The organism is Segeticoccus sp. (genome assembly GCF_035708005.1).
Window position 1 is genome coordinate 1 of sequence record NZ_DASSTI010000028.1, and the last position, 12,276, is coordinate 12,276.

Below are 12,276 nucleotides of genomic sequence, written 5' to 3' on the forward strand. Positions count from 1 at the left end.
GGGAGGCGTCCTCGCGATCGAAGGTCCCCAGTGGTGGCACACGTCGTCCACCGGCCACTTCTTCAACAGCCTGCATCTGTGGAGCGTCGAGCTGTTCATGGCCTTCATGGTCATTCACCTGTGGGGCAAGTTCTGGATGGCCGCCTGGCGGGGTGGCCGGGCCCTGACCTGGATCACCGGCGTCGTCGCCTTCCTGGCCTCGATCGGCACCGCCTTCACGGGCTACCTCGTGCAGACGAACTTCGACAGCCAGTGGATCAGCACCCAGGCCAAGGACGGCCTCAACTCGGTCGGCATCGGCGCCTTCTTCAACGTGCTCGACACCGGCCAGATGATCCTGTTCCACGTCGTCCTGCTGCCCTTCGCCGTCGGGGTCATCGCGGTCGCCCACGTCATCCTCGTCCGGCGGCACGGGGTGGTGCCGCCCCTCGACGAGGTGTCGGCGCCAGCGACCACGCGAGAGACGCCCACGGCGACGACCCGGGAGGTGCCGCGATGACGACCCTCACCCGCCCGCGTGTGCACCGGGTCACCCCCGACTCCCACGGCTTCCCCACCCGGCCGTACGACCTCGTCAAGGAGTTCGTGCTGGCCCTGGCGGCGATCGTCGTCCTCACGGCCGTGCTGGCGGCCGTCTTCGGCTCCCCCGACGAGAAGGCGCTCACCCTGCAGGACTGGGCGAAGGCGGCACCGAACGACGTGGTCGCGACGGCCGTGGCCGAGCTGTCGGGCGACTCCACGAGCGCCTCCTACGGACCTCCGTACAACTCCGCCTCGACCGGCCAGACGCTGCTCGGCGTCCCGCTGCAGAAGTGGGCCGGCGTGCGGTACCCCGTCGACTCCGCGAACGACCTGGTCCTCACGCCGCTGCGACGCTCCAACCCGGGCCCGGTGGTCGCCGCGGCCCTCGGGGTCTGGTCCGTCGCGCCGACGGCCCAGCGCGCGCAGTGGGCGACCACGTACGAGGCCGCGCTCGGCAAGGCGGACGGCGACCCGGCCAAGGTTCCCTCCGGGCAGTACGGCCCGGTGCCCGCGATCGCGAGCGGGTTCGAGCGGCTGGCGGCCTCCGGCGGCCTGGAGCAACAGCTGGGCGGGAGCACCTTCTACCGCAGCGACCCCACCCGGCAGCTGCTGCTGCTCGCCGACGGCACCTACCTCGAGGACCAGGCACGCGCCCGCAGCCTCGGCGGCGACCAGTGGGGGATGATGAACGAGACGGGCAACTACCCGGGCCAGCCGTGGTTGTGGCTGTACACCTTCTGGTACCAGGTGCCGCCGTTCTCCACCTCGGACAACGCCGACGCCCTGGTGTGGGGTCTGATGATGGTGCTCACGCTCGGGCTCGCCCTGGTGCCGTTCATCCCGGGTCTGCGCGACCTGCCCCGCTGGATCCCGGTGCACCGGCTCGTCTGGCGCGACTGGTACCGCCGGTCCGGGGGCGGGCGGCACCTCACCTGACGACGGAGGGTGGCCGGTTCGCTGCGGCGCGGGAACGCCGAGTGCTTCACTGTCCGTGGGGCGAGGGAGGTCGCGATGCGGCGGTGGGCAGGCAGGACGGCGTTCGTCGTGGCCGCCCTCGGCGTGGCCTTCGGTGGGGTGTCCGGTTGCGGGTCGGCACCTGGGGCCGGCACGTCGGGAGCGACGGGTGCCGCCGCGTCCACGCCCAGCGTCGACCCGTTGGTCCACGCGCGCCGGGCGGTCCTCGACAGCTTCCCCGAGCCGGCGCCGGTGACCCTCCTGGCGACCCGGCCCTCGAGCGACGCCGTCAGCATGCCGTGGGCCTTCGTCCGCCAGGACGGGTCGACCGTGACGATCCTGTACGTGGCCGGCGAGGAGGGCTGCGAGGACTGGACGGGCGTCACCGTCACCGAGACCGACCGCGCGGTCACGGTCGGCATCTGGGCCACGCCGCGCAGGGTGACGGCGTGCGGCGGCGGCCTCAGGGAGGGCGCGACCACGCTGAGGCTGCGCCGGCCCCTGGCGCCCCGGGTGCTGGTGCACGAGCCGGTGTCCAGCGACTTCAGGGCCAACTTCTTCGCCCCGTGAGGCGCGCCCGCGCGGAGCGTGGGGCCGAGTGCGCGGCCGGGCGGTCCCCTGACAGGTGGCCCGCGGGCTGCCCCGGCGTCGCACGGCGCGCACGCGGCATACGGTGGGCGCATGCCCAACCGGCTCGCCGACTCCACGTCCCCCTACCTGCTGCAGCACGCCGACAACCCCGTCGACTGGCAGGAGTGGGGTGAGGAGGCCTTCGCGGAGGCGCGCCGCCGCGACGTGCCCGTCCTGCTGAGCGTGGGGTATGCCGCGTGCCACTGGTGCCACGTGATGGCGCACGAGACGTTCGAGGACGAGGAGGTCGCCGCCGCGCTCAACCCGCACTTCGTCGCGGTCAAGGTCGACCGCGAGGAGCGGCCGGACGTCGACGCGGTCTACATGAGCGCCACCACGGCGCTGACCGGGCACGGCGGCTGGCCGATGACCTGTGTCCTCACCCCCGACGGCGAGCCGTTCTTCGCCGGCACGTACTTCCCGAGGGGTCAGTTCCTCCAGCTGCTGGCGCAGGTGCGCACTGTCTGGGCGGAGCAGCGCGAGCGCGTGCTCGAGAGCAGCGCGCACATCGCCGGCCGGCTGCGGGAGATGTCCTCGGCCGCGAGCCCGTCCGCCCTCGACGCGCAGGCCCTGGCGCAGGCTGCAGCCGGTCTGCGACGCCAGTTCGACGACGCCCGCGGCGGCTTCGGCGGCGCGCCGAAGTTCCCGCCGTCGATGGTGCTGGAGTTCCTGCTGCGCCACCACGCCCGGACCGGGTCCGCGGACGCGCTGGCGATGGTGGAGCGCACGTGCACCGCGATGGCGCGTGGCGGGACGTACGACCAGCTCGGCGGGGGCTTCGCCCGCTACTCCGTCGACGCCGACTGGGTCGTGCCGCACTTCGAGAAGATGCTCTACGACAACGCCCAGCTGCTGCGCGTCTACCTGCACCTGTGGCGAGTCACCGGTTCCGCTCTGGCAGAACGGGTCTCGCGGGAGACCGCGGACTTCCTGCTGCGCGACCTCGGCACCCCTGAGGGTGGGTTCGCCTCGGCCCTGGACGCCGACACTGAGGGCGTCGAGGGGCTGACCTACGTGTGGTCCCCCGAGCAGCTGCGTCTGGTGCTGGGCGAGGACGAGGGACAGCGCGCGGCCCAGTTGCTGGGCGTCACCGCGGACGGCACCTTCGAAGCGGGTATGTCGACCCTGCAGCTGCCGGCCGACCCCACCGACGCGACGTGGTGGGCAGCGACGCGACGCAGGCTGTGGGAGGCACGCCAGCAGCGCCCCCAGCCGGCGCGCGACGACAAGGTCGTCACGGCGTGGAACGGGCTGGCGATCGCGGCGCTGGCCGAGACCGGGGCGCTGCTCGAGGAGCCGAGGTACGTGGACGCGGCACGTCGCTGCGCCGGGCTCGTGTGGGACACGCACGTCGTCGACGACCGGCTGCGGCGCGTCTCCCGCGGCGGCCGGGTGGGCGCGGCGGACGGCGTCGCCGACGACCACGGCGACCTCGCGGAGGGACTGCTCACGCTGCACCAGGCGACCGGCGAGGCCGTCTGGCTGGACCGCGCGGGCACGGTGCTGGAGTGGGCCACGGCGCGGTTCGCCGCGTCCGACGGCGGTTTCCACGACACGGCGCACGACGCCGAGGAGCTGTTCACCCGTCCGCGCAGCCCGGCCGACAACGCCGAGCCGGCCGGGCAGTCGGCGTTGGCCGGCGCCCTGCTGACGCACAGCGCCCTGACCGGCTCCCAGGCGCACCGGGCGGCCGCCGAGGCCGCGCTACGCGCCAGTGCCGCGGTCGCCGCCCGCGAGCCCCGCTTCGCCGGGTGGACCCTGGCCGTGGCCGAGGCCGTGCTGTCGGGGCCGTTGCAGGTCGCGGTCAGCACGCCCGCGGGCGGCTCCGGCGGCGAGCTGCTCCGGGTCGCGCGGATGTCCCCCTCTCCCGGGCTGGTCAGCGTCGCCGGCGCCGAGGACGCGCCCGGGCTCCCGCTGCTCACGGGACGGCCGGCACCCGGCGGCGTCGCGACGGCATACCTGTGTCGTGGGTTCGTGTGCGACGCACCCACCTCCGACCCCCGGGCCCTCCGGGCGGCCCTCGCCGCGGCCACGGCCTGACCCAGCGCTGCCCGGGTGGGGCCCCGCGTCCTGTTGACGACCCGGCTGCCGGGGTCTGTCATGGACCGAAGGAGGCACCATGACCGTCCACACCCACGACTCGCTCGCCCTGCTCTCCCACGCCCTGGACCAGGCCGGGGACCTGCTGGTGCACGTGCGCGACGACCAGCTCGGCCACCCCACGCCCTGCCGGGACTGGGACGTGTCCACCCTCGTGGCCCACCTGGTCGGCGGCGTGCGCACGTTCACCGTCGCGGCCCGTGGGGAATGCCCGGACTGGTCGACCGCACTGGAGCCGGTCACCGGGGACCGGGCGGCGACGTTCCGCGCCGCCGCGGACGACCTGCTGCACGCGTGGCACCAGGCCGGGGACGCGGCGACGCCGCAGGCGATCGACTGGCAGACCGCCGAGCTCGCGCTGCACGGCTGGGACCTGGCGCGCGCCACCGGGCAGCCGACCGACCGGCTGGACGCCGCCGTGGCCGAACGGGCGCTGGAGTTCGTCCGCACCAACTTGTCGGCGGACAACCGGGGCGCGGCCTTCGGACCGCCGGTGGACGTGCCCGACGACGCTCCCGTCCAGGACCGGCTGGCGGCACTCGCCGGACGGGACCCGACACCCGCGGCCACCTGACCGACGGGAGCCACCCACGTCGTTACGCTGGCGCGGTGATTCGCCGACGCAGGACCCGGTGCCCCGCCCTCGGTGCAGCACTGGCGGCGGTGCTCGCGCTCAGCGCCTGCAGCGGCAACGCCACCGGCTCGGCTCCAAGCGCCCCCGCGAGCAGCGGGTCCGCGAACGCCCCCGCGTCACCAGCCTCCTCCGCCGGTCGTGGCACGACCGCCCCCGGCGACAACGGGGCGGAGCACACCAGCGCTGCCGCCTCCGCGTGGCCCGGCTCCTCGGCGACCGACGTCACGATCGCGGCGACCGGCGACATCCTGGTGCACTACAGCGTCCAGGAGGACGCCCGGACCGACGCCCGGCGGGCCGGGGAAGGGGCCGACGCCTACGACTTCCGGCCGATGTTCCGCCACGTGCGCCCGCTCATCTCGGCCGCGGACGTCGGGATCTGCCACCAGGAGAGCCCGATCTCCACCGACGACACCAACCTCACCGTCCCGCACGTGCTGAACTTCAACGCCCCCCGGCAGATCGCGAAGGGCCTGAAGTGGGCCGGGATCGACGGCTGCGACACCGCCGGCAACCACGTCTGGGACCGCGGGCTGACCGGGATGCGCGAGACCGTCACGGCGCTGCGCTCGGCGGGCCTGCGGCAGGTCGGCTCGAGCAAGACCGCCTCCCACGCCGGGCGGGCCGCCTACTACCGCACCCCCGGCGGCGTGACGATCGCGCAGCTGGCCTACACCTACACGCTGCTCAACAACGGCAGCCCGAACACCGACGTCCCGGCGGACGCCCCGTGGATGCGGCACTACCTGTGGCCCGCCCGCGGCGCCGAGGGGATCGAGCAGGACGCCCGCGCCGCCCGACGGCACGGCGCCGACCTGGTCGTGGTGAGCATGCACTGGGGGCTGGAGTACCACCAACAGCCCACCACCGACCAGCGCGAGCTGGCCCGCGCCCTGCTGACGTCCGGCCGGGTCGACCTCATCGTCGGTTCGCACGTCCACGTGGTGCAGCCGTGCGAGAAGATCAACGGCCGCTACGTGATGTACGGCATGGGCAACTTCCTGTCGAACCAGGCCCCCTCGCAGGCGAACGGCCTCACCCCGTCGAACCAGGACGGCGTGCTCGTCCTGGCCACCTTCGAGCGCCGGCCGGACGGCACCTGGCGCACGGGTCTGGAGTACCAGCCGACCTACGTGCAGACGAAGGGCCACGTGATCCGGCTGGCGACGCCAGCCCACCACGGCGCGTCCTACCGCCGCACGGTCAGTGCCGTCAATGCGCTCGGCGACGGCGCCTGCGACGCCCGGCCCCGTTCCTGACCCGACCCCGCTGACCCGCGCCTCAGCCGCGACCTGGAAGACCCCACGCGTCGACGATGCCCAGGATGTCGAGCAGCTCGTGGGCCACGGCGTCCGGGGTCACCTCCACCGCCACCTGCTGCTCGGCCGGGATGTCCGAGTGGGGCACCCAGATCGCCCGCATCCCGGCAGCCTGGCTGCCGTGGACGTCCTCGAACGGCCGGTCGCCGACGTAGACCGCCCGGTCCGGTGCGACGCCCACGGCCGCGGCTGCCGCCCGGAAGGCACCGGCGTGCGGCTTGGTCCACGCGATCTCGCTGGAGTAGACCTCGCCGTCGATGAGGTCCGCGACGCCGTCGCGGGCGAAGATGCCGCGGTGGTAGTCGCCGGTCCAGATCGTGTTGGACAGGACGCCGACCCGCACGCCGCGGGCGCGCAGTCCCTCCCACAGCGGGCGCACCTGCTCGTCGGTGAACGTGTGCGGCTCCCAGAACTCCCGGTATGCCGTGAGCGCGGCTTCCCGGTGCACGTCGCCCTCGTCGAGGCCCGCCTCGGCGAGGATCTCCCCGAGCCGGGCGCTGCTGTGGTCCTCCCGCCCCCGGCGCCACGCCGCACCCTCCGCGGCGAGGATCCGCTCGGCCAGGGAGCGGGCCTGCTGCTCCTCGGCGTGCACCTGCCGGGCGAAGACCTGCCACTGCTCGGCCAGGTCGATGCTGTGCCAGGGGGTGAGCGTGCCGCCCCAGTCGAAGATCACGGCCTCGACGGGCGGGCCGCCGCTGTCGCCGGCACAGCCGTCGCCGGCCGGGCCGCGCGCACTCACCGCGCCGCCGGGTCGGCCGGCTCGCCGCCCCGGACCTCCTCGACCACGGCGTGGACGACCTGCTCGACCGGCACCTCGCGACGCTCACCGCTGCGACGGTCCTTGACCTCGACGACACCCTGGGCGAGGCCGCGCCCGACGACCACGATCGTCGGGACCCCGATCAGCTCGGAGTCCTTGAACTTCACGCCGGGGCTGACGCCGCGCCGGTCGTCGTAGAGCACCGTGATGCCGCGCTCCTGCAGGGCGGCGGTGAGCTCGTCGCCCTTGGCGAAGACCGACTCGTCCTTGCCGGTGGCGACCAGGTGCACGTCGGCGGGGCTGATCTGGCGCGGCCAGACCAGCCCCAGCTCGTCGTGGTTGCCCTCCGCGACGGCGGCCACCGCGCGGGAGACACCCACGCCGTAGGAGCCCATCGTGACGGTGACCAGCTTGCCGTTCTCGTCGAGGACCTTCAGGCCGAGGGCCTCGGCGTACTTCGTGCCGAGCTGGAAGATGTGGCCCATCTCGACGCCGCGCGCCGTGTGCAGCTCGTGGCCGCAGTTCGGGCACTCATCGCCCTCCCGGACCTCGGCCGCCTCGATGGTGCCGTCACCGGTGAAGTCACGACCGGCGACGAGGTCGAGCACGTGCTTGTCGGTCTCGTCCGCGCCGGTCACCCAGCGGGTGCCCTCCACGACGCGCGGGTCGAGAAGGTAGCGAATGCCCGAGGCCCGCTCGGCACCCAGCACGCCCGGGCCGATGTAGCCCTTGGCCAGCGCCGGGTTCGCCGCGAAGTCGGTGGCCTCGAAGGCCTGCACCTCGGCGGGCTCCACCTGCGCGGCCAGCCGCTTCTCGTCGACCTCGCGGTCACCGGACAGGCCGATCGCGAGCGGCTCCCGCTGCCCGTCCGGGTGCACCAGCATGACCACGACGTTCTTCAACGTGTCCGCAGCCGTCCACGGCCGTCCGTCCGCGCGCGGGTGGCGCGCGTTCAGGGCCGCCACGAGGGTCTCGATGGTGGGGGTGTCGGGAGTGTCCTCGACGTGGGCAGCCGGCGCGTCGGCATACGACCTGGCCTGGGGGACGGGGACGCGCACGGCCTCGACGTTCGCGGCATACCCGCAGTTGGCGCAGCGCACGTAGGTGTCCTCACCGTTCTCGGAGGTGGCGAGGAACTCCTCCGAGGCCGAGCCGCCCATGGCGCCGGACATCGCGGCCACGATGACGTACTCGAAGCCGAGCCGGTCGAAGATCCGCACGTAGGCGTCGCGGTGGGCGTCGTAGGACTTCTGCAGCCCGGCCTGGTCGAGGTCGAAGGAGTAGGAGTCCTTCATGACGAACTCGCGGCCGCGCAGCAGGCCCGCGCGCGGACGCGCCTCGTCGCGGTACTTCGTCTGGATCTGGTAGATCGACAGCGGCAGGTCCTTGTAGGAGGAGTAGAGGTCCTTCACCGTGAGGGTGAACAGCTCCTCGTGGGTGGGGCCGAGCAGGTAGTCGCCGCCCTTGCGGTCCTGCAGCCGGAAGATGTTGGGGCCGTACTCCGTCCACCGCCCCGACGCCTCGTAGGGCTCCTTCGGCAGCAGCGCCGGGAAGAGCAGCTCCTGGGAGCCGATCGCGTCCATCTCCTCGCGCACGATCCGCTCGACGTTGCGCAGCACCTTCAGGCCCATCGGCAGCCAGCTGTAGATGCCCGGGGACACGCGCCGGATGTAGCCGGCCCGCACCAGCAGCTTGTGGCTGGGCAGCTCGGCGTCGGCCGGGTCCTCACGGAGGGTCCGCAGGAACAGGGTCGACATGCGCATGGCCTGCTGGGTCACGGGTGGTGCTCCTCGGGTCGGTTCGTGCCGGCACGCTTGCGGGCACCTTCACGATATCTGTCGGGCGCCGGCAGCCTCACCACCGTTTCCCCACGCGCACGGCCCCACCCGGACCGGGCCCCGAGCGATCGCGTGCGGACTGCGCAACGGTGATCAAGCCACCGTGACCCGGGACCCGCCACGATGGACCCATGAGCACCGCCACCGACACCTTCGCCGCCTTCCTCGCGGTGCTCGCCGATGGCCTGGCCGACGCCGACGGCAAGGGGCCGGAGCACCTGCCCTGCCACGAGGCTGACGGCGCGGCGATCGCGGCCCGGCTGCACCTGTCCCGCTTCCACCTGGACCGGGTCGTCTCCTCGGTGGCCGGTGAGCCACCGCAGAGGTTTCGCCGCCGCGTCCTGCTGGAGCGCGCGGCATACCGGCTCGTGACCACCGACCACAGCATCCTGGACGTCGCGGTGGAGGCGGGCTACGGCTCGCACGAGGCATTCACCCGGGCGTTCACCCGGGCCTACGGGCGCACTCCGCGGGACTGGCGCCGCGCGCCCGGCACCATCCGGATCGCCGCGCCGAGCGACGTCCACTTCCACCCACCCGGCAGCCTGCGGCTGCCCGCACGAAGGCTGGTGACCCCCATGGACCTGCTGACCCGCATGGTCGAACACCACATCTGGCTGACCGGCGAGATGATCGACCGCGCCGCCCGGCTCAGCGACTCCCTGCTCGACGAGGTGATCGAGCTGGACGTCGACGCGGACCGGCAGACCCTCCGCTCGCTGCTGTCCCGGCTGGTGGGGCAGATGGGCATGTGGAACGCGGCCCTCGCCAACCGCGAGTACGACTGGTCGGTCGAGGAGCACGAGAGTATCGCCGGGCTGCGGCAGCGGCTCGCCGACGAGGGCCCGACCTATCTGGCGCACGTCCGCGAGGTCTGTGAGAACGGGCGCCTGGACGACACCTTCGTCGACGCGCTCTGTGAGCCCGCCGAGGTGTTCACGTATGGCGGGATGGTCGCCCACGTGCTCACCTTCGCCGCGCACCGGCGCACCCTCGTCGCCCTGGCGCTGGACCACGCCGGGATCACCGACCTGGGCTGGGGCGACCCGATGCGCTGGGTCGCCGAGCCGGTCGGTTGAGCCGGCTCAGAGGAGCACGGTCGCGAACCGGCCGGTCTGCGTGAACCCCACCCGCTCGTAGGCCGACCGCGCTGGTGCGTTGTAGTCGTTGACGTAGAGCGACACCAGGGGGGCGACGTCCCGGGTCACCAGGTCGACCACCGCCGCCATGGCGGGCGCGGCCAGGCCGTGTCCGCGGTGAGCCGGCGAGACCCACACCCCCTGGACCTGCGCGGCGCCGATGGCGGCCGACCCCACGTCGGCCTTGAACAGGACCCGGCCCTCGTCGTCGAGGCGCAGGTAGGTGTGCTGCCGGGCGATCAGCGTGGCCACCGAGTTGCGGTAGGCCCGGTCCGATCCCTCGAACGGTGGGTAGCCGATCTCCTCGCGGAACATCGCAGCCGCCGCCGGGACGACGAGGTCCACCTCGTCCGGCCGGGCGACGCGGACCCCGGGGTCGGCGGACACCCCGGCGCGCTGGCGGGCCAGGACATCGACGGCGAGCAGCGGCTGGTTGGCGCGCACCTCCCGGGCCGACCCCCACGACCGGGTCAGCCGCGACCACAACGGCAGCACCTGCTCGGCCGGGCCGAACAGGGAGGAGCACCGCCGCCGGTGGCGGCGCAGCTTGCCGGCGAAGGCGTCGACGGCCTCGTCGTCGCACTCGACCGGCACGACGTTGGCCGAGGCCCAGCACAGGGCCTGCAGCTCGTCCCCGTCGGCATAGCCGAGCAGGGCGCCCGGCATGCTCTGCAGCGCGCCCTCGAGGACCCGGGCCGCGACGAACACGTTGGCGGCCGGGTTGCGCGCGCAGACCTCCAACGCGCGGTCGCGGTCCGCCGGCGTGAGCGCCCGGACCGGGCTGTGAGTGCGCAGCACGGGCTCAGCCTGCCTTCCCGGAGCGGGCGTGTCGAGCACGACGCGGCCCTCCCGCTGCTCCGACCCGGGTCGATTGTTGCTGAGTCTGCGCGGTCCCGCCGAGCGGCGTCCCTTCAGCAACAACCGTCGTGAGCGGGCCACGCGCGTGGCGGCCGGGTCAGGGGAGCTGGGGCAGTGGCCAGCGCTCCCCCGTCCCGCTGTCGACCCACGCGGCCCGGTCGAAGTGCACGACCAGCGGGAGCACGTCATACACGATGGCCGCGAGGGTGGGCATCGCCTGCAGCCGTACCCGCGGAGCCAGCGAGCAGTGCGGGCACCAGGTGGCCGCCTCGTAGTGGCGGTGGACGTCGGCGCCGGTCTCGGTCACCGCCGCGAGCGCCCGACGCTGCCGGTGCAGCAGGTCGATGTCGGGCGTCGGGACCAACCAAGCCCGGCCGCGCCGGAAGAAGCCGACACCGTCGAACCACAGCGTCACGGGGGCGCCGGCGGGCAGGTCGGCCACCGCCTTGCGGACAGCGTCGTCGTCCCAGTCGCGCAGCACGACGTAGGACAGGTGGGGCACGTGCCGGCCGTGCGTGTGGGAGCGCAGGCTGCCCACCCCGGCCTCCTCCAGCCGGTCCCAGAGGCCGCGCAGCGCCCGCTCACCCCGCCGGTCCGGGAGGAGGCAGAGCGCGAGCGCCATGTCGCTCAGGGTAGGGCGAGGCGCCGCGTCGGCGGCGGCTCCGGGGAGGTCAAAGGGTGGCATAGCCTTCGCCGGGTGGGAGTCCTCCTCGGCTTGTTGGCGGCGAGCGCCTACGGTGCCTCCGACTTCGTCGCGGGGATCGGCAGCCGGCGCGCCAGCAGCGGCGCGGTGGCCCTGCTGGCCCAGCCGATGGGGCTGGCGGCCGCGCTGGTCGCCCTCCTGCTCTGGCCGGCCCAGCCGCCGAGCGCCGGGGTGGTGTGGTGGGGCGTGCTCAGCGGCGTCGGTGGTGGACTCGGCACGGTGATGCTCTACCAAGGGCTGGCGGTGGGGCGGATGGGCGTGATCTCGCCGGTCTCCGCGGTGCTCACCGCCCTGATCCCGGTCGTCGTGGGGTTGGTCACCGTGAGCCGCCCCTCGGTCCCGGTGCTCGTCGGGCTCGCGCTGGCGTTCCCCGGGATCGCGCTGGTCTCGGCCAACAGCACGGCCGGCAGCAAGCGCAGCAGCGGCGTCGTCTACGCCCTGCTGGCCGGTGCAGGTCTGGGCACGATGATGGTGGCGCTCGACCGAGCGGGGACGGCGTCGGGCCCGTGGCCCCTCATCCCCGGACAGGCGGTGTCCGTCGTGGTGGTCGCGCCGATCGTGCTCTGGTGGGCTCGGGACACCGGCATCCCGTGGCGCGCAGCGGGGGGTCCGGCGTTGGCGGCGGGCGCGCTCGGCGGTGCCGCCAACCTGCTCTTCCTCGCCTCGACCGGGGGCGGCGAGCTCGCGGTCGTCGCGGTGCTCACCTCGCTCTACCCCGGCGTGACCGTGCTGCTCGCGCGGGTGCTGCTGCACGAGCGGTGGCGCCGCCTGCAGCAGTTCGGCCTGGTGGTCTGCACGGTCGCCGTCGTGCTCATCACC

12 protein-coding genes are annotated in these 12,276 nt (G+C 73.7%); 8 read left to right on the forward strand and 4 right to left on the reverse strand.

The genetic code is table 11. The features are described 5' to 3' along the window. The 6 genes from VFL99_RS03085 to VFL99_RS03110 all read left to right on the forward strand — a co-directional run. Positions 1–499 (forward strand): cytochrome b N-terminal domain-containing protein (locus VFL99_RS03085; protein WP_325104860.1); only part of this gene is annotated, 499 nt, incomplete at its 5' end. Continuing rightward, positions 496–1,458 carry a hypothetical protein gene (locus VFL99_RS03090; RefSeq protein ID WP_325104861.1) on the forward strand — a complete coding sequence of 321 codons (963 nt, stop codon included), beginning with the start codon at positions 496–498 and terminating at the stop codon, positions 1,456–1,458. The genes VFL99_RS03085 and VFL99_RS03090, both read left to right, overlap by 4 nt. Positions 1,459–1,533: 75 nt before the next feature. Further along, the gene (locus tag VFL99_RS03095) at positions 1,534–2,046 is read left to right on the forward strand and encodes a hypothetical protein (RefSeq protein ID WP_325104862.1); all 513 of its coding nucleotides are present in this window, start codon (positions 1,534–1,536) and stop codon (positions 2,044–2,046) included. Positions 2,047–2,157: 111 nt separating this feature from the next. Continuing rightward, on the forward strand, positions 2,158–4,146 hold the full coding sequence (locus VFL99_RS03100; RefSeq protein WP_325104863.1) for a thioredoxin domain-containing protein: 1,989 nt from the start codon (positions 2,158–2,160) through the stop codon (positions 4,144–4,146). A gap of 79 nt (positions 4,147–4,225) precedes the next feature. After that, complete coding sequence (locus tag VFL99_RS03105) at positions 4,226–4,780, forward strand: TIGR03086 family metal-binding protein (RefSeq protein WP_325104864.1); 555 nt, start codon at positions 4,226–4,228, stop codon at positions 4,778–4,780. 35 nt (positions 4,781–4,815) lie between these two features. Beyond that, positions 4,816–6,099 (forward strand): CapA family protein, encoded by a 1,284-nt coding sequence (locus VFL99_RS03110; RefSeq protein ID WP_325104865.1) that lies wholly within the window; start codon positions 4,816–4,818, stop codon positions 6,097–6,099. Between the two features lie 22 nt (positions 6,100–6,121). Here VFL99_RS03110 and VFL99_RS03115 read toward each other — a convergent pair whose 3' ends face one another. Together VFL99_RS03115 and VFL99_RS03120 are read right to left on the reverse strand one after the other, a co-directional pair. After that, the gene (locus VFL99_RS03115; RefSeq protein ID WP_325104866.1) at positions 6,122–6,898 is read right to left on the reverse strand and encodes an HAD family hydrolase; all 777 of its coding nucleotides are present in this window, start codon (positions 6,896–6,898) and stop codon (positions 6,122–6,124) included. Next, entirely contained in the window at positions 6,895–8,682 is a 1,788-nt protein-coding gene (locus tag VFL99_RS03120) for a proline--tRNA ligase (protein WP_325104871.1), read from the reverse strand. Before VFL99_RS03120 ends, VFL99_RS03115 begins: the two co-directional genes overlap by 4 nt. Positions 8,683–8,888: 206 nt before the next feature. Here VFL99_RS03120 and VFL99_RS03125 point away from each other — a divergent pair, with 206 nt between their 5' ends. Beyond that, complete coding sequence (locus tag VFL99_RS03125) at positions 8,889–9,836, forward strand: helix-turn-helix domain-containing protein (protein WP_325104867.1); 948 nt, start codon at positions 8,889–8,891, stop codon at positions 9,834–9,836. A gap of 6 nt (positions 9,837–9,842) precedes the next feature. Here VFL99_RS03125 and VFL99_RS03130 read toward each other — a convergent pair whose 3' ends face one another. Together VFL99_RS03130 and VFL99_RS03135 are read right to left on the reverse strand one after the other, a co-directional pair. Then, positions 9,843–10,694, reverse strand: coding sequence for a GNAT family N-acetyltransferase (locus tag VFL99_RS03130; RefSeq protein ID WP_325104868.1), 852 nt, complete (start codon positions 10,692–10,694; stop codon positions 9,843–9,845). Between the two features lie 157 nt (positions 10,695–10,851). After that, positions 10,852–11,376: a 2'-5' RNA ligase family protein gene (locus VFL99_RS03135; protein WP_325104869.1), complete on the reverse strand. Its 525-nt coding sequence runs from the start codon at positions 11,374–11,376 to the stop codon at positions 10,852–10,854. A gap of 75 nt (positions 11,377–11,451) precedes the next feature. Here VFL99_RS03135 and VFL99_RS03140 point away from each other — a divergent pair. Next, on the forward strand, positions 11,452–12,276 hold an 825-nt coding region (locus VFL99_RS03140; protein ID WP_325104870.1), incomplete at its 3' end, for a DMT family transporter.

Coding starts and splice junctions, on each gene's coding strand:
- VFL99_RS03135 (WP_325104869.1), bottom strand. CDS start 11,376: ATGGCGCTCGCGCTCTGCCTCCTCCCGGACCGGCGGGGTGAGCGGGCG.
- VFL99_RS03095 (WP_325104862.1), top strand. CDS start 1,534: ATGCGGCGGTGGGCAGGCAGGACGGCGTTCGTCGTGGCCGCCCTCGGC.
- VFL99_RS03120 (WP_325104871.1), bottom strand. CDS start 8,682: ATGCGCATGTCGACCCTGTTCCTGCGGACCCTCCGTGAGGACCCGGCC.
- VFL99_RS03125 (WP_325104867.1), top strand. CDS start 8,889: ATGAGCACCGCCACCGACACCTTCGCCGCCTTCCTCGCGGTGCTCGCC.
- VFL99_RS03105 (WP_325104864.1), top strand. CDS start 4,226: ATGACCGTCCACACCCACGACTCGCTCGCCCTGCTCTCCCACGCCCTG.
- VFL99_RS03100 (WP_325104863.1), top strand. CDS start 2,158: ATGCCCAACCGGCTCGCCGACTCCACGTCCCCCTACCTGCTGCAGCAC.
- VFL99_RS03090 (WP_325104861.1), top strand. CDS start 496: ATGACGACCCTCACCCGCCCGCGTGTGCACCGGGTCACCCCCGACTCC.